The sequence below is a fragment of the Pseudomonas sp. SHLD1 genome, assembly GCF_028640935.1.
In the GTDB taxonomy this organism is placed as follows: Bacteria; Pseudomonadota; Gammaproteobacteria; order Pseudomonadales; family Pseudomonadaceae; genus Chryseomonas; species Chryseomonas aestiva.
In genome coordinates this window covers 229,939-251,696 of the sequence record NZ_JAQZAD010000032.1, presented here as the reverse complement: position 1 = coordinate 251,696, position 21,758 = coordinate 229,939, and the positions used below count along the sequence as shown (strand labels likewise).

Sequence of the window (21,758 nt, the reverse complement as noted above, 5' to 3'; positions counted from 1 at the left end):
TCCGCCGCCCTCCTCCACCCTGACCATCGGCTCGGACACCATGCCGGCCGCGCCGGTGGGCGCCGATGGCTTCAGCAATCCGCTGTCGACCCTCAAGTACAACCCGGGTCTGGACCAGCGTGAATTCGAACGGGCGTCCCTGGTCGCCCTGGACGTCTACGACCCCCTCGAATCCTGGAACCGCCACGTCTACCACTTCAACTATCGGCTGGACGAGTGGGTCCTGCTGCCGGTGGTCAACGGCTATCGCTGGATCACCCCGCGCTTCGTGCGTTCGGGCGTGAGCAACTTCTTCAGCAACCTGGGTGACGTCAACAACCTGCTCAACAGCGTGCTGCAGTTCAAGGGCCGGCGCGCCCTGGACACCACCGGCCGCCTGCTGCTCAACACCACCATCGGGGTGTTCGGCCTGTGGGACCCGGCGACCCGTGTCGGGCTGATCAAGCAACCGGAAGACTTCGGCCAGACCCTGGGCTTCTATGGCGTGGGTGACGGTCCCTTCCTGATGCTGCCAATCCTCGGCCCGTCCAACCTGCGCGACACCGGCGGCCTGGCGGTGGACTTCGCCGCCGAGGCGCAGATCAACTTCCTCAACGTCAGCGACGAGAGCGGTCGTCACCCAGAGATCATGGTGCTGCGCGGCATCAACCTCAGGTACGTCACCGACATGAGATACGGCCAGCTCAACTCGCCCTTCGAGTACGAGAAGATCCGCTATTTCTACACCAAGGCGCGGGAACTGCAGATCGCCGAATGAGGCTTAGGCGCTGGCGAGAAAGGCCCGCAGCTCCGGCAGGCGGGCCTGGGCGTCGGCCCGTCCCAGCGCCATGAGTTCCTGGCAGTAGGCCGCCTCGAACAGCAGATAGCTGAGCAGCGCACTGCCCGAAGGCCGATTCACCCCGACACCCCGCAGCAACTGCCGCAACGCGGATGGCAGGCGCTTGCGGTGCCGGGTGGCGATATCTGCCAGCGGCTGGCTGGGCGAGATCACCAGCATGTCCACCGGACGGCAGAAGCGTCCGCTGACCGGATCCCCTGCCGGCAGGGCGCTACTCAGCAGATTGAGGCGCCGCAGGGTCTCGGTATCGCTGTCCAGGGCATCGACGAAGGTGCTGTTGAGCAGGTGACCGCCGATCTGCGCCACCGTCGGCGGCCGACCCTGCAGGCCGTGCTCGTGTCCCCCTGGCGCGCCGAGTCCGATTACCAGGATGCGCTCAGCCCCCAGATGCAGCGCCGGACTGATGGGCGCCGTCTGCCGCACCGAACCGTCGCCCAAGAACTCGCGCCCGACCTTCACCGGCGGAAAGAACAGCGGGATGGCCGTGCTGGCCAGCAGGTGGTCGACCGCCAGCCGTGCCGGCACCCCGACGCGCCGATGACGAAACCAGGGATCGAGCGCGCCATGACTCTGGTAGAAGGTCATCGCCTGGCCCGAGGCATAGCCGAAGGCCGTGACCGCCACGGCCCGCAGGGCGTGCTGGCGCAAGGCCGCGGTGATCCCGGAGAAATCCAGCTCGCGACTGAGCAGCGCCCGCAGGGGCGCGTTGTCGAGTAGGGCCAGCGGTTCCTGGTGCCAGGCGCCGAACAGCGTCTGCAGGCCGAAGCGCGCGGCCTGGCGGCTCGCCCCGGCCCAGTCGCTGCGATAGATCATCGCCGTTTCCAGGTTCGACCAGACCGCCGCCAGGCGATCCACCGCACGGCCGAAATCCAGGGCGCCGCAGCCCAGCACGGCGGCGTTGAGCGCGCCCGCCGAGGTGCCGACGAGGATCGGAAAGGGATTCTCGGAACGCACCGCCAGGGTATCGGCCACCACCTGCAGCACCCCGACCTGATAGGCGGCCCGCGCACCGCCGCCGGCCAGAATCAGCCCGGTGCGCCGCTCGCCGCCCAGGCTCATCTAGCGTTTCTTCTTCGGATACAGCTTGGGCTCGCCGGGCGGACGGGTCTTGAATCGCCGATGGGCCCAGAGGTACTGCTCGGGCAACTCGCTGACGCAGCGCTCGACCCAGAGATTGATGCGCCGGCAGTCGGCCTCCTCGTTCTCGCCCGGGAAGTCGGCCAGCGGCGGATGCACCACCAGGCGATAGCCCGAACCGTCCGCCAGGCGCTCCTGGGTGAAGGGCAACACCCGCGCCCGTCCGAGCCGAGCGAACTTGGTGGTGGCCGTCACCGTGGCTGCCTGAATGCCGAACAGCGGCACGAACAGACTCTGCTTGGCGCCGTAGTCCTGGTCGGGCGCGTACCAGATGGCCCGGCCGGCGCGCAGCACCTTGAGCATGGCGCGGACGTCCTCGCGCTCGATGGCGGTGGCGTCCTGGTTGTGGCGCTCTCGACCGCGGCGCTGGATGAAGTCGAACACCGGATTCTTGTGCTGGCGGTACATGCCGTCGATGGTATGCCGCTGCCCGAGCAGCGCCGCGCCGATTTCCAGGGTGGTGAAATGCAGCGCCATGAGGATCACTCCCTGGCCTTCGCGCTGAGCGGCCTGCAGATGCTCGAGGCCTTCGATATGGGCCAACCGGGCCAGGCGCTGCCGCGGCCACCACCAGCTCATGGCCATCTCCAGCAGGGCCATGGCGCTGCTGGCGAAGTTGCGCCGCAGCAGGCGATCGCGTGCCCGCTCGTCGAGCTGGGGAAAGCAGAGTTCCAGGTTGCGGCGGGCGATGGCGCGGCGCTGACCGGCGACGTGATAGAAGACCCAGCCGAGTCCCTGGGCGAGTCGCAGCAGCACGGCATAGGGCAGTTGCACCAGCAGCCAGAGCAGCCCCAGCCCCAGCCAGAGCGGCCAATGACGTGGATTGAGAAAGGCGAGGCGGAAAGACGGCCGCTCCATCGGAACTCCTGCATGAAAAAGTCGCGCCATTCTACAGGGCTCGCGCAGATTTCCCGTAGCCTTCACAGTCATGGCCCCCCAGACCTGGTGAGGGTTGCGACACGCGGGGCATCCCGCTATAAGTCCCGCCATCCAAGCACAAGTACCCACCATGACCGCAGCCGATCCTTCCGAAAGCGACTCCGTCTTCCAGCTCAAGGGCAACATGCTCGCCGTGACCGTGCTGGAGCTTCTCCGCAACGACCTGGGGCGCCTGGACCGGCAACTGGCCCAGAAGGTCGCCCAGGCCCCCAACTTCTTCCAGGAAACGCCGCTGGTACTGGGCCTCGACAAGCTCGCCGAGGATGCCGGCCCGCTCGACCTGGGCGCCCTCCTCGACCTCTGCCGCCGGCACGGCCTGCGCACCCTGGCCCTGCGTGCCAGTCGCAGCGGGGATCTGGCCGCCGCCAACGACTACGACCTGCCGATCCTGCCAGCCAGTTCCGGCGGGCGTGAGCGCCAGGTCGAGCCGCGCGATCGCGAGCCGGTCAAGCCGGCGGAACCGCCCAAACCGGCCGCACCGACGATCAATCCGACCAAGATCATCACCGCCCCGGTGCGCGGCGGTGTGCAGCTCTATGCCCCGGCCGGTGACCTGGTGGTGCTGGCGCCGGTCAGTCCGGGCGCCGAATTGCTCGCCGACGGCAACATCCATGTCTATGGACCCATGCGCGGCCGAGCGCTGGCCGGTGTAAAGGGTGATACTAAAGCGCGGATTTTCTGCCAGCAGCTGACCGCGGAACTGCTCTCCATCGCTGGCCAGTACAAGGTCGCCGAGGACCTGCGACGCCATCCACAGTGGGGCAATCCGGTCCAGGTCAGTCTGGTGGGAGATGTGTTGAACATCACCCGTCTTTGACGGATACTTCCGCGAATTTTTCGCACTTGGCGCCTAAGCCGCCAACGGCAACACGAAGCGCGACACTGCCTGCAATCTCGTCACCGAGGGCACCGAGTCGCTTCAGTTATTCCTTTCGATCAAGGTGAATCAGTTTGGCCAAAGTACTCGTAGTCACCTCCGGCAAGGGCGGCGTCGGCAAGACCACCAGCAGCGCCGCCATCGGTACCGGTCTCGCCCTGCGCGGCCACAAGACCGTCATCGTCGACTTCGACGTCGGCCTGCGTAACCTCGACCTGATCATGGGCTGCGAGCGCCGCGTGGTGTACGACTTCGTCAACGTGATCAACAACGAAGCCACCCTGAGCCAGGCCCTGATCAAGGACAAGCGTCTCGAGAACCTGTTCGTGCTGGCCGCCAGCCAGACCCGCGACAAGGACGCCCTGACCCAGGACGGCGTCGAGCGCGTGATCAACGAACTCAAGCAGACCTTCGACTTCATCGTCTGCGACTCCCCGGCCGGGATCGAGAAGGGTGCCCACCTGGCGATGTACTTCGCCGACGAGGCCATCGTGGTGACCAACCCCGAAGTCTCCTCGGTACGCGACTCCGACCGCATGCTCGGCCTGCTGGCCAGCAAGTCGCGCCGCGCGGAAAAGGGCGAGGAAGCCATCAAGGAGCACCTGCTGCTGACCCGCTACAACCCCGAGCGCGTCACCAAGGGCGAAATGCTGGGCGTCGAGGACGTGGAAGAGATCCTGTCCATCCGCCTGCTCGGCGTGATCCCCGAATCCCAGGCGGTGCTCAAGGCGTCGAACCAGGGTATCCCGGTAATTCTCGACGAACAGAGCGACGCCGGTCAGGCCTACAGTGATACCGTGGAACGACTGCTCGGCAAGGAAGTGGCCTATCGCTTCCTCGACGTGAAGAAGAAAGGCTTCCTGCAACGTCTGTTCGGGGGTGGTAGCGAATGAACATCTTCGACTTCTTTCGCGATCGGAAGAAGCAGAACAGCGCTTCGATAGCCAAGGAGCGGCTGCAGATCATCGTGGCCCACGAACGCGGTCGCCACGAGCAGCCGGACTATCTGCCGCAATTGCAGAAAGACCTGCTGGAAGTGATCCGCAAGTACGTGCCCATCGAGCAGGACCAGATCCAGGTCGAACTGGAAAATCAGGGCAGCTGCTCGATCCTCGAACTCAACATCACCCTGCCCGACCGCTAAGGCGAGCGCAGCAGGACAGCGGCGGCCCCAGGGCCGCCGTTGGCGTTTAAGCCATGGCGAATCCTCGGCACCTGCTCAGCGCGGTGCCGCGATTCACCACCAGGCCCCCAGGAAGCCCATGCCCCTCTCCAACATCCGCATCATTCACCAGGACGCCGCCCTGCTGGTGGTCGACAAGCCCACCCTGCTGCTGTCGGTCCCCGGTCGCGCCGAAGACAACCGCGACTGCCTGGTGACCCGCCTGCAGGAAAACGGCTATCCCGAGGCGCGCATCGTCCATCGCCTGGACTGGGAGACCTCCGGCGTCATCGTGCTGGCGCGGGACGCCGACAGCCATCGCGAGCTGTCCCGGCAATTCCATGATCGCGAGACGGAAAAGGCCTACACCGCCCTCTGCTGGGGCGAGCCGGAGGCCAACAGCGGCCGCATCGAATTGCCGCTGCGCTACGACCCGCCGACCAAGCCGCGCCATGTGGTGGATCACGAACTGGGACGCCATGCGCTGACCTTCTGGCAGGTGCTGGAGCGTCACGGTCACTACAGCCGGGTGGAGCTCACGCCCATCACCGGTCGCTCCCATCAGCTGCGCGTCCATATGCTGAGCATCGGGCATCCGCTGCTGGGCGATCAGCTCTATGCCGAGGGCGAGGCGCTGGCGGCCCAGCCGCGCCTCTGCCTGCATGCCAGCCTGCTGACGCTGACCCATCCCGTCACGGGCGAGCGGATGAGCTTTACCAGTCCCGCACCGTTCTGAGCCTCGGCGCTGGCATACTGAGGCCCTCGACCAGAGGAGTGCCCGCTTGTCGCACTGGACGTCCTACTACACCGCCACCGCCGCGGGCGGACCGCGCGAGACCTTGCTGCAGGCCCTCTCACTCCGCGCGAATCCGCCGGGATTGGCGCTGGATCTGGGCTGTGGCATCGGCCGCGACACCCTCGTCCTGCTGGAACGCGGCTGGCAGGTGCTGGCGGTGGATGCCGAGGCCGAGGCGCTGAGCACCCTGCGCGAACGCACGCCGGCCCGGCTGCAGACACGCCTGGAAACCCACCAGGCGCGCTTTGAAACGGTCGAAATTCCCCCCTGCGAGCTGGTCAATTCCAGCTTCGCCCTGCCCTTTTGCGCGCCTGAGCGCTTCCCGCTGCTCTGGACCGCGATCACCGCGGCGGTGCGCCCGGGTGGCCTGTTCTGCGGCCAGCTGTTCGGCGAGCGGGACAGCTGGGCCAGCAAGGGCGTGACGGTCGTCGACGCCGCGGCCCTGCAGCAGCTGCTCCGGGACTGGGACGTCCTCCTGCATCGGGAAGAGCAGGAGGACGGCCATACCGCGGTCGGGCGGCCCAAGCACTGGCACATCCATCACCTGGTGCTGCAGCGCCGCTGAGCCCTGAGGTGCCGCCCGGCCTGGGCGCTACGCTCGACTCCCCTCGGTCCAGAACCTAGACTGGACGCCTTGTCGTCCGGAGTCGTCCATGCGTACCGATCAGATCCAAGGCCTCATCGATTTCCTCTCCAGTTCGCCCACGCCCTTCCACGCCACCGCGACCCTCGCCCACCGTCTCGAAGCCGCCGGCTACCAGCGCCTGGACGAGCGCGAGAGCTGGTCCGTGCAGCCGGGTGGACGCTACTACGTCACCCGCAACGAGTCCTCGCTGATTGCCGTGCGCCTGGGTGCCCAACCGCTGGAGCGCGGCCTGCGCCTGGTCGGTGCCCATACCGACAGCCCCTGCCTCAAGGTCAAGCCGCAGCCGGAGCTGCAGCGGCAGGGCTTCTGGCAACTGGGCGTCGAGGTCTATGGCGGCATGCTGATGGCGCCCTGGTTCGACCGCGACCTGTCGCTGGCGGGCCGGGTGACCTATCGCGCCGAGGGCCGGGTGCAGAGTCGGCTGATCGACTTCCGCAAGCCGCTGGCGATCATTCCCAACCTGGCCATCCACCTCAATCGCGAAGCCAACCAGGGCTGGGCCATCAACGCCCAGAACGAGCTGCCGCCGATTCTCGCCCAGGTGCCGGCCGGCGAGCGGCGCGACTTTCGCGCCCTGCTGGCCGCGCGCCTGAAACGGGAACACGGCATCGGCGACGCCGAGGTGCTGGATTTCGAACTGAGCTTCTATGATGTCCAGCCCGCCGCCCTGATCGGGCTGGATGACGACTTCATCGCCGCCGCCCGCCTGGACAACCTGCTGTCCTGCTATGCCGGCCTGGAAGCCCTGCTGGCCGACGAGGGCGACGAGAACGCCGTGCTGGTCTGCACCGATCACGAGGAAGTGGGCTCTACCTCCTGCTGCGGCGCCGACGGTCCCTTCCTCGAACAGGTGCTGCAACGCCTGCTGCCCGCCGGGGATGCCTTTACCCGCACCCTGCAGCGCTCGCTGCTGATCTCAGCCGACAACGCCCATGGCGTGCACCCCAACTATGCCGACAAGCACGACGGCAACCACGGCCCGAAACTGAACGGCGGTCCGGTGATCAAGGTGAACGCCAACCAGCGCTACGCCACCAGCAGCGAAACCGCGGCCTTCTTCCGCGACCTCTGCCAGCGCGAAGGCGTGCCGGTACAGAGCTTCGTGGTGCGCAGCGACATGGGGTGCGGTTCCACCATCGGCCCCATCACCGCCGGGCAACTGGGGGTGCGCACCGTGGACATCGGCCTGCCCACCTTCGCCATGCACTCCATCCGCGAACTGGCCGGCAGCCACGACCTGGGCCATCTGATCAAGGTGCTGACGGCCTTCTATTCGAGCAGCGAACTGCCGCTCTGAAGCCGGACTAGTCCGGCACCTCGACCCTGACCTGGATGGCGTCGTGCCGCCAGAACTCCAGGTCGCAATCGATCAGTCGCCCCTGCTGGTCGTGGTTGATGCGGGTGATGTGCAGCGCCGGACTGCCCTGGGCCACCCGCAGCGCCTGGGCCGCCTCCGGCAGCAGCGCCGTGGGCAGGATCTCGAAGCGCACCTCGCCGTAGCGAATGCCGTAGCGGTCGCGATACAACTCGGTGAGGGAGCGCTGCAGGTCGTGCTCCAGCAAGCCCGGGAAATAGGCGGCATTGAGGTAGTGCTCGACATAGAGCACCAGCCGGCCGTCCACCCGGCGGACCCGGCGGATCTGGTAGACGCTGGACAGCGCCGGCAACTCCAGCAGACGACAGATCTCCGCGGATGCCAGCATCTGCCGCGCCGCCACCACCTCGGTCGCCGGCACCCGTCCCTGGGCTTCCACCATGGCGTGGAAATGGGTCCGCGCCAGAGGGTTGTAGGCCAGCCGCGGCGGCGCGACGAACCAGCCACGTCGCTCTTCGCGATAGATCAGCCCCAGCGCCTCCAGCTGCAGCAGGGCTTCGCGCAGGGTGATCCGGGTGGTGGCGAACAACTCGCTGAGCTGGCGCTCGGAAGGCAGCCGCTCCATCGCCGGCAGCAGGCCATGGGCGATCTGCTCCTGCAGCGCCTGGCGGATGGCACCGGCACCCGGTGCACTTCTTTGGACTAGACCAGTTTCGGATTGGTGCACCCGTAACGCCTCGACTAGGGTTTGTTGGGAGACTAAGACGGCCAGATGACCGCTTGGTGACGATTGCAGCGCCCGTGCCAGCGGTGAAACAGGGCGCATTGCCATCAAATCGTCATACCCCGGTCCTAGATTGGCCTATGTCTTGCTGACCTAGACCAAGCCCTAACACCTGGAGCACCCGTATGACCCGTCTGCTTGCTTCCTTGTTGGCCACTGCCGTTGCGCTACAGGCCGGTACCGCCTTCGCCGATACCGCCGATCTCAAATCCCTCGAAGCCGCCGCCCGCAAGGAAGGCGAGGTGAACAGCGTCGGCATGCCCGATACCTGGGCGAACTGGAAAGGCACCTGGCAGGACCTTGAGCAGAAATACGGGCTCAAGCACCAGGATACCGACATGAGCTCCGCCCAGGAGATCGCCAAGTTCGCCGCCGAAGGCGAGAACGCCTCCGCCGACATCGGTGACGTCGGTGCTTCCTTCGGCCCCATCGCCGTACAGAAGGGCGTTACCCAGCCCTACAAGCCGAGCACCTGGGACCAGGTACCGAGCTGGGCCAAGGACAGCGACGGTCACTGGGCGCTGGCCTATACCGGCACCATCGCCTTCATCGTCAACAAGCAGACCGTCAAGGACGTCCCCCACTCCTGGGCCGACCTGCTCAAGGGCAACTACAAGGTCACCATCGGCGACGTCAGCGCCGCCTCCCAGGCGGTGAGCGGCGTACTGGCAGCGGCCTATGCCAACGGCGGCGACGAGAAGAACATCAAGCCGGCGCTGGACTTCTTCGCCAAGCTGGCCAAGCAGGGGCGCCTGGCCTTCACCAACCCGGTGGTGGCCAACCTCGAGAAGGGTGAAGTGGAAGTCGGGGTGGTGTGGGACTTCAACGCCCTGAGCTATCGCGACCAGATCGATCGCTCGCGCTTCGAGGTGCTGATCCCCTCCGATGGCTCGGTGACCTCCGGCTACACCACCATCATCAACAAGTACGCCAAGCACCCCAACGCCGCCAAGCTGGCCCGCGAGTACATCTTCTCCGACGCCGGCCAAATCAACCTGGCCCAGGGTTATGCCCGGCCGATCCGCGCCGAGCACCTGACCCTGCCGGCCGATGTCCAGGCCAAGCTGCTGCCCCAGGCGCAATACGCCAAGGCCCGGCCCATCGCCGACGCCAAGGCCTGGGAGGAAACCTCCAAGCGCCTGCCGCGACTCTGGCAGGAACACGTTCTGATCAACATGCAGCAGTGACGCCATGAAGGTCATCCTGGTCGTGCTGGACGGACTCGCGCTGAGGGTCGCCGAACACGGACTCGGCTTTCTCCAGGCGCTCTGCCTGGCTGGCCGGGGTCGCCTCTACCGGTTGGAGTGCGAGTTGCCCTCGCTCTCCCGTCCGCTCTACGAATGCCTGCTCACCGGGGTGCCCCCGGTGAGCAGCGGCATCGTCCACAATGGCGTGGATCGGCTGTCCAACCAGATCAGCCTCTTCCATCTGGCCCAGGCCGCCGGCCTCACCACGGCCGCGGCGGCCTATCACTGGGTCAGCGAACTCTACAACCGCAGTCCCTTCGATCGGGCGCGGGACCGGCACGTCAGCAACCCCGCCCTGCCGATCCAGCACGGTCACTTCTATTACGCCGACCACTACCCGGATTCCCATCTGTTCGACGACGCCGAGCACCTGCGCCTGACCCAGGCGCCGGACATCCTGCTGGTGCATCCGATGAACATCGACGATGCCGGTCACCGGCACGGCCTCTCCAGCCCCGAATACCGCAATGCCGCGCGCCGCGCCGACGGCCTGCTGTCCCACTACCTGCCCGCCTGGCTGGACGCCGGCTACCAGGTGCTGGTGACCGCCGACCACGGCATGAACGACGACCGCAGCCACGGCGGGACGCTTCCGGAAGAACGCGAGGTGCCCCTGTTCGTCTTCGGCGCGGGCTTCTCCCTGGGCGAGGCCACACCGCGCCAGGTGGAGCTCTGCGGCACCGTCTGCACGCTGCTGGGCCTCGCCCACGACAAGCCCCTGTGCCGGGAGTTGCTGGCATGAAGCGGCCCTGGCTCGCCCTGCTGCTGATCCTGCCTTTCCTGCTGGTGTTCGGCGCCTTCCAGCTGGCGCCTCTGGCCTGGATCGCCTTCAACAGCTTCAATTCCAGCGAGAGCGGCTGGGGCCTCGGCAACTACGCCGAGATCCTCGGCTCGCCCTTCTACCTGCAGGCCATCCGCTTCTCCCTGGAGATCTCGCTCTGGTCCAGCGTCTGCGGGCTGCTCATCGCCCTGCTCGGCGCCTATTCGCTGACCCGCGTCGATTCGCGGTTGCGCAGCTTCGTGGTGGCCTTCACCAACATGACCAGCAACTTCGCCGGGGTACCGCTGGCCTTCGCCTTCATCATCCTGCTGGGCATCAACGGCTGCCTGACCCTGGCGCTCAAGCAATTCGGACTGATCGAAGGGTTCAACCTCTATACCAAGGGCGGCCTGATCCTCATCTACACCTACTTCCAGATTCCCCTGGGGGTGTTGCTGCTGTTCCCCGCCTTCGAAGCCCTCAAGCAGGACTGGCGCGACGCGGCGGCGCTGCTCGGCGCCGGCACCTGGCAGTACTGGCGGCACATCGGCCTGCCGGTGCTCAGCCCGGCGCTGGTTGGTACCTTCATCATCCTGCTGGCCAACGCCCTGGGCGCCTACGCCACCGTGTATGCCCTTACCGTCGGCAATTTCAACGTGGTGCCGGTGCGCATCGCCGCCCTGGTGTCCGGCGACATCTATCTGGAGCCCAACCTGGCCGCGGCGCTGGCCATGCTGCTGGTGGCCTTCATGACCCTGATCACCCTCGTCCATCAGTGGCTGCTACGGCGGAGTCGGCATGTCCAGAACTGAGCGCCTCTATCACCGGACAGTGGTCTGGATCCTGTTCCTGATCCTGCTCACGCCCCTGGCCGCGACCCTCGTCTATTCCCTGTCCACCCAATGGTCGGCGACCCTGCTGCCGGCGGGCTTCACCTTCAAGTGGTACCTGCAGCTGTGGAGCGAGCCGCGCTTTCTCGCCGCCTTCGGTCGCTCCCTGGCGATCTGCTTTGGCGCCCTGGCGCTGTCCTGCGTGCTGATCCTGCCGGCCATGTTCGCCGTCGCCTATCACTTTCCGCGACTGGATGCGCTGATGAACGTGCTGATCCTGCTGCCCTTCGCCGTACCGCCGGTGGTCTCGGCGGTCGGTCTGTTGCAGCTCTACGCGAGCGGTCCGCTGCCGCTGACCGGCACGCCCTGGATCCTGGTGTTCTGCTACTTCACCATCGCCCTGCCCTTCATGTATCGCGCCATCAGCAATAACCTCCAGGCGCTGAATCTGCGCGACCTGATGGACGCCGCCCACCTGCTCGGCGCCAGCTCCTGGCGCGCCGCCCTGCTGGTGGTGCTGCCCAATCTGCGCACCGGACTGATGGTGGCGCTGTTCCTGTCCTTCTCCTTTCTCATCGGCGAATTCGTCTTCGCCAACCTGCTGGTGGGAACGCGCTACGAGACGCTGCAGATCTATCTCTACAACCTGCGCAACGGCAGCGGCCACCTGACCAGCGCCCTGGTGATCTCCTACTTCCTCGCGGTCCTGCTGCTGACCTGGATCGCCAATCGCCTGAATCGGGAGCGGACATGAGCTATCTCGCGGTCAAGGGACTGCACAAGCGCTACGGCGCCAACACCCTGTTCACCGACATCGACTTCCATGCCGAACAGGGCGAACTGGTGACCCTGCTCGGCCCCTCGGGCTGCGGCAAGTCCACCCTGCTGCGCTGCCTGGCCGGACTCACCGAGGTCGACCGCGGCAGCATCGTGCTGGCCGGCCAGGACATCACCCGGCTGCCACCGCAGCGCCGCGGCATCGCCATGGTGTTCCAGAGCTACGCGCTGTTTCCCAACATGACGGTGGAGCAGAACGTCACCTTCGGCCTGCGCATGCAGCGCCTGGCACGGGACGAGGTGCAGCAGCGCGTGCAGGAGGTCCTGACCCTGGTGGAACTGCAGGGCTTCGCCACGCGCTATCCACACCAGCTCTCCGGTGGCCAGTGCCAGCGGGTGGCCCTGGCCCGCTCGCTGATCGTGCGGCCGCGGCTGCTGCTGCTGGACGAACCCCTCTCGGCGCTGGATGCCCGCATCCGTCGCCACCTGCGCGAGCAGATTCGCGCCATCCAGCAGGAGCTGGGCCTGACCACGGTATTCGTCACCCACGACCAGGAAGAAGCCCTCACCCTGTCCGATCGCATCGTGCTGATGCGCGAGGGGCGCATCGTCCAGAGCGGCGATGCCGAGACCCTCTACACCGCGCCGGTGGATGCCTTCGCCGCCGGCTTCATCGGCAACTACAACCTGCTCAGCGCCGACCAGGCCAGCCGGCTGTTCGGCCAGACCTTCCAGGGACAGGTGGCGATTCGACCCGAGGCCATAAGGCTTGGCGTCGCCGGTGGTTTCAGTGGCCGTATCGTCGGCCACAGCCTGCTGGGCAACGTGATCCGCTACCGGATCGCCACCGAAGCCTGCGAACTCAATGTCGACGTTCTCAACCATGGCCCTTCGGCCTTGCAGGCGAACGGCACAGCCGTCACCCTGGCCGTCGATTCCGACAGCCTGAGAGAAGTGGCATGACCCTGGCGATTTTCGATCTCGACGAAACCCTTATCGACGGTGACTGTTCCAGCCTCTGGAGCCAGCAGATGGGCGTGCTCGGCTGGGTCGACCGCGAGTCCTTCGTGCGGCGCGACAGCGAGCTGATGGCGGCCTACGCCCAGGGCGAACTGGCCATGGAAGACTACATGGCCTTCCACCTCGAACCCCTGGTGGGCCGTAGGCCCGAAGAGGTGGATTTCGAGGTCGGTCCCTGGGTCGAGGACGTCATCGAACCGCTGATCTTCAGCGACGCCATGAAATGCATCGCCGCCCACCGCGCCGCTGGTGACCGGGTGATCATCGTCTCGGCCTCCGGGGTGCATCTGGTGGAGCCCATCGCCGAACGCCTGGGCGTGGAAGAGGTGCTGGCCATCGACCTGCAGGTCAGCCACGGCGTCTACAGCGGCCAGGTGGAAGGTGTCATGACCTTTCGCGAAGGCAAGCTGACCCGGCTGCTGGAACTGCTCGGCGGCGACCGTAGCCTGCTGGCTACCGCCAGCTTCTACTCCGATTCGCGCAACGACCTGCCGCTGCTCGAAGCGGTGGGCAAGCCGCACGCGGTCAACCCGGATCCGGTACTGCGCGAACGCGCGGCACAGGCCGGTTGGCCGATCCTGAGCTGGCGCTAACTCGCATCGCGGCCACTCCTCAGGTTGCCGCCGTCTTCGTAGGTTAGGTTGAGACGGCTCCATCGTCGAAGCCCAACGTCGCCGGCTCGAGGCGACACCTGTTGGGCTTCGCTGCGCTCAACCCAACCTACGACCGTTCCTATGGGTTGCCGGCGTCTTCGTAGGTTGGGTTGAGACGGCTCCATCGTCGAAGCCCAACGTCGCCGGCTCCGAGCGAGCGCTGTTGGGCTTCGCTGCGCTCAGCCCAACCTACGGCCGTTCCTCCGGGTTGCCGGCGTCTTCGTAGGTTGGGTTGAGACGGCTTTATCATCGTCGAAGCCCAACAATGCCGGCTCCGAGCGAGCCCTGTTGGGCTTCGCTGCGCTCAAGCCAACCTACGAACGCGCCCACAGGTTGCCGCCGTCCTCGTAGGTTGGGTTGAGACGGCTTTATCGTCGAAGCCCAACAATGTCGGCTCCAGGCAACACCTGTTGGGCTTCGCTGCGCTCAACCCAACCTACGGCGGACCGTACGAGCGGCCGCAGTAGCCGCGGTATCGATGCCTAGAAGGTCACTCCAGCCCCTCGTCCAGCACCAGCACCACCTTGCCATTCACCTCATTGCTTTCCAGGGCGGCAAAGGCGGCTTCGGCGTTCTGGGCGGCGAAGCGGCGTTCCAGATTGACGTTCAGCTTGCCTTCGGCAAACAGCGGCCAGACCCTGGCTTCCAGGGATCTCATGGTCTTCGCCTTGAATTCCACGGATCGGTTGCGCAGGGTCGAGCCGATGATGCGGATGCGCTTGCCCAGCACCTTGCCCAGATCCATCTCGGCCTGACGACCGCCCATGAGGCCGATCAGCACCCAGCGTCCATCCTGGCCCAGCAGGTCCAGGTTGAGCGACGCATAATTCGCCCCCACCGGATCGAGGATGACGTGGAAGGGAGCGAAATCGCGCAGGCCTTCCAGATCGGTCTTGCGCAGCACCCCGCCCTCGGCGCCGAGGCGCTCGCAATGCGCCAGGCGATCCTGGGAACCGACACTGACCCAGCAGGGATTGCCGAAGGCCTTGCACAGCTGGATGGCGGCCGAACCGACACCGCTGGCACCAGCATGCAGCAGCACCTTTTCGCCCGGCTGCAGCGCCGCCAGATCGAACAGGTTGCTCCAGGCGGTCGCCCAGACCTCGGGCAGCGCCGCGGCCTCGATCAGCGACAGCCCTTCCGGCACGGAAGCGGCCTGGCGCCCATCCACCACCACCTCGCTGGCCATCCCGCCGCCGGCCAGCAGTGCGCAGACGCGATCACCCACCTGCCAGCGCGAATCCGCGGTGGTCTCGCTGACCACCCCGGCGCATTCGAGGCCCAGGGTCGCCGGCGCGCCGGGTGGCGGCGGATAGTTGCCGGCCAGTTGCAGCAGGTCGGCACGATTGAGACCGGCGGCCGCCACCTTGATGCGAATTTCCCCGGGCGCCAGAGCGCGAGCGCTCAGTGACTGCCATTCCAGTTGCCCTTCGATACCTTGCAATGCGTTCACGGTGCCTCCATAGTGGCTCAGGCTTTGACGAAAAGCGCCTGCGCCGGCGGGTTCTGCGGGAGTCGAGCGGACCGGAAGACGCGGGGCTGTCACAGCCTTCCCCTCCGATCGCCGCTACCCTTCAGACCGCCGTCAGACGACTTTCGTCAGCGCCCGTCATACTTCCCCTGGCCGCGGAACCGCCCGGGCCGGGAAGGGCCTATAGCCTATTCCTTTCCGTGCATTAGTCGAATACACATGAAGCAGCTCTTGTCCCGTACCGCCCTCGTTGTCCTGCTTGGCGTCAGCGCAACGCCCCTCTTCGCCAAGCCCAACGCGCCGGTAGGCGCCGAGAAACTGCAACCCGACCGCGACCAGGTCATCGCCAGCCTCAACATCGTCGAACTGCTCAAGCGGCACCACTACAGCAAGCCGCCGCTCAACGATGCCCAGTCGATCAAGATCTACGACAGCTATCTGAAGATGCTTGATCCCGGCCGGCTGTATTTCAATGCCGCCGACATCCGCGAATTCGATGCCTCGCGCACCCGTTTCGACGACTACCTCAAGCAGGGCAATCTCGAACCGGGCTTCGCCATCTACCGCCGTTATGCCCAGCGCATGACCGAGCGGCTGAACTACGGCATTGGCCTGCTCAACGCCGGCATCGGCAAGCTCGACTTCAGTGTCGACGAGTCCTTCAACACCAATCGCGAGAAGGCGGCCTGGCCGGCGGACACCGCCGCGCTGGACGATCTCTGGCATCGCAAGCTCAAGGACGAGGTGCTGCGCCTGCGGCTGTCCGGCAAGACCGACCAGCAGATCCAGCAGCAGCTGACCAAGAGGTACAAGAATCAGCTGGCGCGCCTCAACCAGACCCGTGGCGAAGACGTCTTCCAGACCTACATCAACGCCTTCGCCGAGTCCTACGACCCGCACACCCAGTATCTCTCGCCGGAAAGCGCGGAGAACTTCGACATCAACATGAGCCTGTCGCTGGAAGGCATCGGTGCGGTGCTGCAGAACGACAACGACTACGTGCAGATCCTGCGCCTGGTCCCGGCCGGCCCTGCCGACAAGTCCAAGCAGATCGCTCCGGCCGACAAGATCGTCGGCGTCGCCCAGGGTGACGGCGAAATGGTCGATGTCATCGGCTGGCGCCTCGACGAGGTGGTCAAGCTGATCCGCGGGCCCAAGAACTCCAAGGTGCGCCTGGAGATCATCCCGGCGAGCAATGCGCCGAACGACCAGAAGACCAAGATCGTCACCATCACCCGCGAAGCGGTCAAGCTCGAAGAGCAGGCGGCGCAGAAGCACGTGATCGACGTGCCCCACGAGGGCAAGCACTACAAGCTCGGCGTGATCGACGTGCCGGCGTTCTACCTGGACTTCAAGGCCTATCGCGCGGGCGATCCGAACTACAAGAGCACCACGCGTGACGTGAAGAAGCTCATCGGCGAGCTGCAGAAGGAAAAGGTCGACGGCATCGTCCTCGACCTGCGCAACAACGGTGGTGGCTCGCTGCAGGAAGCCACCGAGCTGACCGGGCTGTTCATCGATCAGGGTCCCACCGTGCTGGTGCGCAATGGTGACGGCAAGGTCGAGGTGCTGGCCGACGACGAAGGCGGCGCCTTCTACAAGGGCCCCCTGACCGTGCTGGTCAATCGCCTGTCCGCTTCGGCCTCGGAGATCTTCGCCGGCGCCATGCAGGACTATCACCGCGCGCTGATCGTCGGCGGCCAGACCTTCGGCAAGGGCACCGTGCAGACCATCCAGCCGCTGAACCATGGCGAGCTGAAGCTGACCATCGCCAAGTTCTATCGCGTCTCCGGCCAGAGCACCCAGCATCAGGGCGTACTGCCGGACATCGATTACCCGGCGGTGGTGGACACCAAGCAGATCGGCGAGAGCGCCCTGCCCGACTCCATGCCCTGGGACACCATCGCCCCGGCGGTGACCGGCCTGAGCAATCCCTTCGCCAACTACCTGCCGGAACTGGTCAAGCGCCATGACGTGCGGGTGCAGAAGGATCCCGACTTCATCTTCGCTCGCGAGCGGCTGAAGCTGGCCCAGGAGCTGGCGGCGGACACCACCGTCAGCCTCAACGAGCAGAAGCGCCGGGCCGAGCAGACCGCCCTGGACAATCGCCAGCTGGCCATGGAAAACCAGCGGCGCCAGGGCAAGGGTGAAGCCCCGCTCAAGGAGCTGAAGAAGATCGACGAGGACAACCCGGCGATCGACGACGACAAGACCAAGCCGCAGGACGACGCCTACCTGATGGAGTCGGGTCATGTGCTGCTGGACTATCTCGACCTGAGCCAGACGCCACCCAAGCGCTGACATCAAAGCGTCATATCTCTGTCGTGAAATGCCCGGGGGTCGCCAAGTGCGACCCCCGGGCATTTTCGTTTCTGGGTTCCTGCAGGCTAACCATGACGCTTAACGACCAGGCTGGGGTGTTGGATCGCATTCTCGCCAACCGCGAGTTGCATTCGCTCTTTCAGCCCATCGTTTCGCTGAGCGAGCGACGCATCCTGGGCTACGAGGCGCTCATTCGTGGCGCCTCCAATACTCCGCTGCAATCCCCGCTGCCCCTCTATGCCACCGCGCGCCAGGCCGGTCGGCTGTCCGAACTGGAAATCGCCGCCCGCCAGCAGTCCTGCCAGCCCTTTCGCGAACTGGCCCTGGATGGCCTGCTGTTTCTCAATGTCTGCCCGGAAACACTGCTGGAGCCGGCGCATCAGTCGGGCCAGACCCTCAAGCTGCTGCAGCGTCTGGGGCTCTCGCCGGCCCAGGTGGTGATCGAACTGACCGAACAGGCGCCCATCGATGACTTCGCGCTGCTGGCCACCGCCCTGCACCACTACCGTGCCATGGGCTTCTCCATCGCCCTCGACGATCTGGGCGCAGGCTATTCCAGCCTCCGGCGCTGGTCGGAGTTGCGCCCGGATTTCGTCAAGATCGATCGGCACTTCATCGAATCCATCCACCGCGATGCGGTGAAACGCGAATTCGTCGGCTCCATCCTGAAGATGGCCGAAGCCTCCCGGGCCCAGGTGATCGCCGAGGGCATCGAGACCCACGAAGAGCTGTCGACCCTGGCGAGCATGGGCGTCGATCTGGTACAGGGCTATCTGCTGGGCCGCCCGACGGCGGCCCCACCGCGCGAGATCCAGACCCTGCTGCCGGTGATAACCACCCGCAGCTCCGACTTCGCCGAGGAAGCGACCACCGTCGCCAGCCTCAGGGTCGAGCAGGTCGCGGTCGGCCAGGACATGCTGATCCCCGAGGTGCTGGAGCGCTTCCGCCTGCAACCCAGCCTCAATACCCTGGCGGTGGTGGACGAGGACGATCGCCCGGTGGGCATCGTTCATCATCACGAGCTGAGTTCGGCGCTGCTCAAGCCTTTCGCCCACGAGGTGTTCGCGCGCAAGCCCATCGCCCGGCTGATGAGCCAGGATTTCCTGGCCACCGAAACCAACCAGTCGCTGCAGCAGGTCAGCCGCCTGCTCACCGCGCGGGCACGCCAGCGCATCGAAGAGGATTTCATCATCACCGAGGGCGGCCGCTATGTCGGGGTCGGTCGGGTGATGGATGTCCTGCGGCTGATCACCGAGCAGCGCATCCAGCAGGCCAAGCACGCCAACCCCCTCACCCAGCTGCCCGGCAACGTGCCCATCCAGCAGTGCCTCACGCGCCTGCTGGATCAGCAGCGCGAAGCCGTGGTGTGCTACGTCGACATCGATGGCTTCAAGCCCTTCAACGATCTCTATGGCTACGCCAAGGGCGACGAGGTGTTGCTCTCCCTGGCGCAGACCCTCTCCGAACGCCTGGATCCGCAACAGGACTTCGTCGGCCATATCGGTGGCGACGACTTTCTGGTGGTGCTGGGTTCCGCGGACTGGCGCCAGCGACTCAACGGCCTGATGGCAGGCTTCCAAGAGCGCTGCCGGCACTTCTATCGCAGCGAGCACCTGGAAGCCGGCTGCTTTCTCGCCTACGACAGAGACGGCCGCCGCCGCGAGTATCCGCTGCTGTCGCTGTCATTGGGGGTCGTGGAGCTGGACAAGGAGGCCGGCAAGCGGGTGGATGCCAGCGGCCTGGCCGGCCTCGCCTCGGAAGCCAAGCGCAATGCCAAGAGGGTACCCGGCTACAGCCTGCATCTGATGCGGGCCTGAATCCTATTCGAGGCGATGGTCGGGATAGCGGTGGTCGAACACCCGGGTCACCTCGGCCGCGTGCCAGCTGACTGCATCGCTCACCGGCGGCGAGCCGTCCAGGACACCCAGGCGCAGGGCGCAGTCGAAGAAACCTTCACGAGGGATGCGCGTACCGCTCTGGCTCACCACCAGGGCACTGCGCAGCGGCCGGCCCTCGCGACGATCAAGGGCCGCCAGGTACTCCAACGCCGTGGTCAGGGTCACCATCGCCGGCTGGGGCAGTCCCAGCCGTTCGATCACCGAACGATAGGTCAGCAGGCTGCGGCTGCGCCGCGCACTTTCCAGTTCATCCAGCAAGGCCAGCCAGTGCTGGCGACTGATGCGTACGCTCAAGCCGTTCAGTCCCGCAGCTGATCGAGGGCGACACCCGCCGCCGGCCGTTCGTGCCGGTCGGGCAGCGCGGCCAGGGCCGCCTGCTGACTCGCGGTACGGTTGGCGCGCCAGGCCCGGAAGCCGTCCAGCTCGTCGCTGCAGGCCTTGCCGACCCAGGCCAGGACCGCGAGGTCGTCGAGCAGACCGAACATGGGTACCCAGTCGGGAATGAGGTCGATGGGCAGGAGGAAATAGACCAGGCCGCCGGCCACGGTCAGCAGCGTCTTGCGGCTGACCCCGCGGTACTCGCCACGCCACCAGGCCAGCAGCAACTGATGGAACAGCCCCAGGGTCTCACGGGCCTCGCCCAGCTTGAGTCCACGCTTGCTGGTCTTGCGCGCGACGCCGAGCAGCAGCGCCGGCAGGCGACCGCGGATCAGCAGGCGCTGGGCGATACCAAGATAGCGATCAAAATTCTTCGGCGGCTTCATGGACACCTCGAGCAATGGAGAACGATGGGCAGCGCCCCCTTTGGCACAGGGCTTTGCATCCCAGCTTTGATCGCACCGCTGCGTCAGGGTTTCCCGCCGCGCAACGTAAAACGCCCTGCAAGGCAGGGCGTCTGGTACAGCGGGAGCGGCTTACTTCTTGGCCGGGGCCTTTTCGGCAGCGGCCGGCGCATCGGCAGCCGGAGCGACCGGGGCGTCTTCGGCGTCCGCGGCAGCGGCGTCCTTGATGCCGAGCAGTTCCAGATCGAACACCAGCACAGAGTTGGCCGGGATCGCCGGGCTCGGGCTCTGGGCGCCGTAGGCCAGCTCGGAGGGGATGTACAGCTTGATCTTCTCGCCGACGTGCATCAGTTGCAGCGCCTCGACCCAACCCGGAATCACGCCGTTGACCGGCAGGTCGATCGGGGTGCCACGCTTGATGGAGCTGTCGAACACGGTGCCGTCGACCAGCTTGCCCTCGTAGTGCACGGTGACCACGTCGGTGGGCTTGGGCTGCGGGCCGTCGGCCTTCTTGACCACTTCGTACTGCAGGCCGGAAGCGGTGGTGATCACGCCAGGCTTCTTGCCGTTCTCTTCGAGAAACTTCTTGCCCGCCTTGGCGTTGTCTTCGCTGACCTTGGTCATCTTCTCTTCGGCGCGCTTCTGCAGGGCGGCGAAGGCTTCGGTCAGCTGCTGATCGGTCAGCTTCTGGTCCTTCTTGCCAACGGCGTCCTCGATACCCAGGGCAACAGCCTTGGGATCCAGGTCATCGATGCCTTCCTGGGCCAGACTTTTGCCCATGTTCAGGCCGATGCCGTAGGACGCCTTCTGGGCCGGGCTTTCCAGCTCGACCTTGGGCTTGGAGTCGCAGCCGCTCAGAACCAGACCCACCAGGGCCACCGCTGCTGCCAACCGATACTGTTTCATGTTGATTCCTTATCCGTGCGCATTGTGCGCGTTCAAATAACTGATCGAGCTTACAAGGAGACCTGCTCGCTTGCCATCGTCAGGCCTCTAAATGGCTGCAAAGGATAAGATTTCAAGCTTAGGTCTGCCTGAACATCGCGTGAACGAGCGGCGGGCCGCCCCTGCGACGTCTTGTCCGGGGTGCCCGAGCAGTGGCGACCGACGCGAGTCCAGGCGCTAGACTAGCGCCTTCTTCAGTGCCTGCCAGAGACCTCCATGTTCGAGCCCAACGATCTGAATCGCCCGCCCCTCGACCTCGCCCGCGAATCGCGCAAGGCCGCCGGCTATGGCCTGCTGTACTCGGTGCTGCTGGCGATCGGCATCCTGCTCTATCACCACTGGGTGCCCAGCGCCTTCCCCGGCAGCCTCCTGGAAATGTCCCTGGCGCTGCCCATCATCCTGTTCGCCGGCAGCGCCGTGTACTACCTGAACATGGTGCGCAAGTGCGAACGCCTGCAGCGCGAGGAAGACGAAAAAGCCGGCCAGGGCAAGGCCAAGCGCCGCTAGCCGCGCTGAACGTCGCCGCCCGCGCCCGGTCGATTGCAGACCACGACCGGCG

Annotated in this window: 23 protein-coding genes; 16 read left to right on the top strand and 7 right to left on the bottom strand. The window is 65.9% G+C overall.

Annotated elements, in window-relative coordinates:
- Positions 1-40 precede the first annotated feature (40 nt).
- Positions 41-757, top strand: coding sequence for an MlaA family lipoprotein (locus tag PVZ77_RS22035; RefSeq protein ID WP_405046279.1), 717 nt, complete (start codon positions 41-43; stop codon positions 755-757).
- A 3-nt stretch (positions 758-760) separates the two neighbouring features.
- Here PVZ77_RS22035 and PVZ77_RS22030 read toward each other — a convergent pair whose 3' ends face one another.
- Together PVZ77_RS22030 and PVZ77_RS22025 are read right to left on the bottom strand one after the other, a co-directional pair.
- Complete coding sequence (locus PVZ77_RS22030; protein ID WP_273809584.1) at positions 761-1,897, bottom strand: patatin-like phospholipase family protein; 1,137 nt, start codon at positions 1,895-1,897, stop codon at positions 761-763.
- The gene (locus tag PVZ77_RS22025) at positions 1,898-2,833 is read right to left on the bottom strand and encodes a lipid A biosynthesis lauroyl acyltransferase (RefSeq protein WP_273809582.1); all 936 of its coding nucleotides are present in this window, start codon (positions 2,831-2,833) and stop codon (positions 1,898-1,900) included. It lies immediately after the preceding gene.
- Positions 2,834-2,984: 151 nt separating this feature from the next.
- On the opposite strand from PVZ77_RS22025, the gene minC reads away from it, so the two are divergent.
- From minC to PVZ77_RS21995, 6 genes are all read left to right on the top strand, one after another.
- The gene (minC, locus tag PVZ77_RS22020) at positions 2,985-3,731 is read left to right on the top strand and encodes a septum site-determining protein MinC (RefSeq protein WP_273809581.1); all 747 of its coding nucleotides are present in this window, start codon (positions 2,985-2,987) and stop codon (positions 3,729-3,731) included.
- Between the two features lie 134 nt (positions 3,732-3,865).
- A complete protein-coding gene (gene minD, locus PVZ77_RS22015; protein ID WP_133859342.1) occupies positions 3,866-4,684 on the top strand; it encodes a septum site-determining protein MinD in 819 nt (272 codons plus the stop codon).
- Positions 4,681-4,935 carry a cell division topological specificity factor MinE gene (minE, locus tag PVZ77_RS22010; protein ID WP_017642793.1) on the top strand — a complete coding sequence of 85 codons (255 nt, stop codon included), beginning with the start codon at positions 4,681-4,683 and terminating at the stop codon, positions 4,933-4,935. Before minD ends, minE begins: the two co-directional genes overlap by 4 nt.
- 118 nt (positions 4,936-5,053) lie before the next feature.
- Positions 5,054-5,689: an RluA family pseudouridine synthase gene (locus PVZ77_RS22005; protein ID WP_183630400.1), complete on the top strand. Its 636-nt coding sequence runs from the start codon at positions 5,054-5,056 to the stop codon at positions 5,687-5,689.
- A gap of 46 nt (positions 5,690-5,735) precedes the next feature.
- Positions 5,736-6,314, top strand: a complete 579-nt coding sequence (locus PVZ77_RS22000) for a class I SAM-dependent methyltransferase (RefSeq protein WP_273809576.1) — start codon at positions 5,736-5,738, stop codon at positions 6,312-6,314.
- Positions 6,315-6,402: 88 nt separating this feature from the next.
- Positions 6,403-7,692, top strand: coding sequence for a M18 family aminopeptidase (locus PVZ77_RS21995; RefSeq protein ID WP_273809574.1), 1,290 nt, complete (start codon positions 6,403-6,405; stop codon positions 7,690-7,692).
- Between the two features lie 7 nt (positions 7,693-7,699).
- Here PVZ77_RS21995 and PVZ77_RS21990 read toward each other — a convergent pair whose 3' ends face one another.
- The gene (locus tag PVZ77_RS21990) at positions 7,700-8,437 is read right to left on the bottom strand and encodes a UTRA domain-containing protein (protein WP_183630403.1); all 738 of its coding nucleotides are present in this window, start codon (positions 8,435-8,437) and stop codon (positions 7,700-7,702) included.
- Positions 8,438-8,619: 182 nt separating this feature from the next.
- Here PVZ77_RS21990 and PVZ77_RS21985 point away from each other — a divergent pair, with 182 nt between their 5' ends.
- From PVZ77_RS21985 to PVZ77_RS21960, 6 genes are read left to right on the top strand one after another with little or no spacing between them, the layout of a single operon-like run.
- Complete coding sequence (locus PVZ77_RS21985; RefSeq protein WP_183630404.1) at positions 8,620-9,681, top strand: ABC transporter substrate-binding protein; 1,062 nt, start codon at positions 8,620-8,622, stop codon at positions 9,679-9,681.
- A 4-nt stretch (positions 9,682-9,685) separates the two neighbouring features.
- Entirely contained in the window at positions 9,686-10,483 is a 798-nt protein-coding gene (locus tag PVZ77_RS21980; RefSeq protein ID WP_273809571.1) for an alkaline phosphatase family protein, read from the top strand.
- A complete protein-coding gene (locus PVZ77_RS21975; protein WP_183630406.1) occupies positions 10,480-11,313 on the top strand; it encodes an ABC transporter permease in 834 nt (277 codons plus the stop codon). Before PVZ77_RS21980 ends, PVZ77_RS21975 begins: the two co-directional genes overlap by 4 nt.
- On the top strand, positions 11,300-12,085 hold the full coding sequence (locus tag PVZ77_RS21970) for an ABC transporter permease (protein WP_273809568.1): 786 nt from the start codon (positions 11,300-11,302) through the stop codon (positions 12,083-12,085). Before PVZ77_RS21975 ends, PVZ77_RS21970 begins: the two co-directional genes overlap by 14 nt.
- A complete protein-coding gene (locus tag PVZ77_RS21965; RefSeq protein ID WP_273809567.1) occupies positions 12,082-13,071 on the top strand; it encodes an ABC transporter ATP-binding protein in 990 nt (329 codons plus the stop codon). Before PVZ77_RS21970 ends, PVZ77_RS21965 begins: the two co-directional genes overlap by 4 nt.
- The gene (locus tag PVZ77_RS21960) at positions 13,068-13,721 is read left to right on the top strand and encodes an HAD family hydrolase (RefSeq protein WP_273809565.1); all 654 of its coding nucleotides are present in this window, start codon (positions 13,068-13,070) and stop codon (positions 13,719-13,721) included. The genes PVZ77_RS21965 and PVZ77_RS21960 overlap by 4 nt, the downstream gene beginning before the upstream one ends.
- A 550-nt stretch (positions 13,722-14,271) precedes the next feature.
- On the opposite strand, the gene PVZ77_RS21955 is transcribed toward PVZ77_RS21960, so the two are convergent.
- Positions 14,272-15,234 (bottom strand): NAD(P)H-quinone oxidoreductase, encoded by a 963-nt coding sequence (locus tag PVZ77_RS21955; protein WP_273809564.1) that lies wholly within the window; start codon positions 15,232-15,234, stop codon positions 14,272-14,274.
- 237 nt (positions 15,235-15,471) lie between these two features.
- Between PVZ77_RS21955 and PVZ77_RS21950 the strand changes: the two genes are divergently transcribed.
- Both PVZ77_RS21950 and PVZ77_RS21945 read left to right on the top strand, forming a co-directional pair.
- Positions 15,472-17,553, top strand: coding sequence for a carboxy terminal-processing peptidase (locus PVZ77_RS21950; RefSeq protein WP_273809563.1), 2,082 nt, complete (start codon positions 15,472-15,474; stop codon positions 17,551-17,553).
- Between the two features lie 92 nt (positions 17,554-17,645).
- Positions 17,646-19,391, top strand: coding sequence for a bifunctional diguanylate cyclase/phosphodiesterase (locus PVZ77_RS21945; protein WP_273809562.1), 1,746 nt, complete (start codon positions 17,646-17,648; stop codon positions 19,389-19,391).
- A gap of 3 nt (positions 19,392-19,394) precedes the next feature.
- Here PVZ77_RS21945 and PVZ77_RS21940 read toward each other — a convergent pair whose 3' ends face one another.
- The 3 genes from PVZ77_RS21940 to PVZ77_RS21930 all read right to left on the bottom strand — a co-directional run bounded on the left by PVZ77_RS21940 (position 19,395) and on the right by PVZ77_RS21930 (position 21,160).
- Positions 19,395-19,766: a hypothetical protein gene (locus tag PVZ77_RS21940; RefSeq protein WP_273809561.1), complete on the bottom strand. Its 372-nt coding sequence runs from the start codon at positions 19,764-19,766 to the stop codon at positions 19,395-19,397.
- 5 nt (positions 19,767-19,771) lie between these two features.
- Complete coding sequence (locus PVZ77_RS21935) at positions 19,772-20,236, bottom strand: YkvA family protein (RefSeq protein WP_133859355.1); 465 nt, start codon at positions 20,234-20,236, stop codon at positions 19,772-19,774.
- Between the two features lie 150 nt (positions 20,237-20,386).
- A complete protein-coding gene (locus PVZ77_RS21930; RefSeq protein ID WP_133859356.1) occupies positions 20,387-21,160 on the bottom strand; it encodes an FKBP-type peptidyl-prolyl cis-trans isomerase in 774 nt (257 codons plus the stop codon).
- A 255-nt stretch (positions 21,161-21,415) separates the two neighbouring features.
- Between PVZ77_RS21930 and PVZ77_RS21925 the strand changes: the two genes are divergently transcribed.
- Positions 21,416-21,706, top strand: coding sequence for a hypothetical protein (locus tag PVZ77_RS21925; protein WP_273809559.1), 291 nt, complete (start codon positions 21,416-21,418; stop codon positions 21,704-21,706).
- The last annotated feature ends 52 nt before the right edge of the window (positions 21,707-21,758 follow it).

Coding starts and splice junctions, on each gene's coding strand:
- PVZ77_RS21985 (WP_183630404.1), top strand. CDS start 8,620: ATGACCCGTCTGCTTGCTTCCTTGTTGGCCACTGCCGTTGCGCTACAG.
- PVZ77_RS21965 (WP_273809567.1), top strand. CDS start 12,082: ATGAGCTATCTCGCGGTCAAGGGACTGCACAAGCGCTACGGCGCCAAC.
- PVZ77_RS22025 (WP_273809582.1), bottom strand. CDS start 2,833: ATGGAGCGGCCGTCTTTCCGCCTCGCCTTTCTCAATCCACGTCATTGG.
- minE (WP_017642793.1), top strand. CDS start 4,681: ATGAACATCTTCGACTTCTTTCGCGATCGGAAGAAGCAGAACAGCGCT.
- PVZ77_RS21995 (WP_273809574.1), top strand. CDS start 6,403: ATGCGTACCGATCAGATCCAAGGCCTCATCGATTTCCTCTCCAGTTCG.
- PVZ77_RS21970 (WP_273809568.1), top strand. CDS start 11,300: ATGTCCAGAACTGAGCGCCTCTATCACCGGACAGTGGTCTGGATCCTG.
- PVZ77_RS22035 (WP_405046279.1), top strand. CDS start 41: ATGCCGGCCGCGCCGGTGGGCGCCGATGGCTTCAGCAATCCGCTGTCG.
- PVZ77_RS21975 (WP_183630406.1), top strand. CDS start 10,480: ATGAAGCGGCCCTGGCTCGCCCTGCTGCTGATCCTGCCTTTCCTGCTG.
- minC (WP_273809581.1), top strand. CDS start 2,985: ATGACCGCAGCCGATCCTTCCGAAAGCGACTCCGTCTTCCAGCTCAAG.
- PVZ77_RS21980 (WP_273809571.1), top strand. CDS start 9,686: ATGAAGGTCATCCTGGTCGTGCTGGACGGACTCGCGCTGAGGGTCGCC.
- PVZ77_RS21935 (WP_133859355.1), bottom strand. CDS start 20,236: ATGAAGCCGCCGAAGAATTTTGATCGCTATCTTGGTATCGCCCAGCGC.
- PVZ77_RS21925 (WP_273809559.1), top strand. CDS start 21,416: ATGTTCGAGCCCAACGATCTGAATCGCCCGCCCCTCGACCTCGCCCGC.
- PVZ77_RS22030 (WP_273809584.1), bottom strand. CDS start 1,897: ATGAGCCTGGGCGGCGAGCGGCGCACCGGGCTGATTCTGGCCGGCGGC.
- PVZ77_RS21960 (WP_273809565.1), top strand. CDS start 13,068: ATGACCCTGGCGATTTTCGATCTCGACGAAACCCTTATCGACGGTGAC.
- PVZ77_RS21950 (WP_273809563.1), top strand. CDS start 15,472: ATGAAGCAGCTCTTGTCCCGTACCGCCCTCGTTGTCCTGCTTGGCGTC.
- PVZ77_RS21945 (WP_273809562.1), top strand. CDS start 17,646: ATGACGCTTAACGACCAGGCTGGGGTGTTGGATCGCATTCTCGCCAAC.
- PVZ77_RS22005 (WP_183630400.1), top strand. CDS start 5,054: ATGCCCCTCTCCAACATCCGCATCATTCACCAGGACGCCGCCCTGCTG.
- PVZ77_RS21930 (WP_133859356.1), bottom strand. CDS start 21,160: ATGAAACAGTATCGGTTGGCAGCAGCGGTGGCCCTGGTGGGTCTGGTT.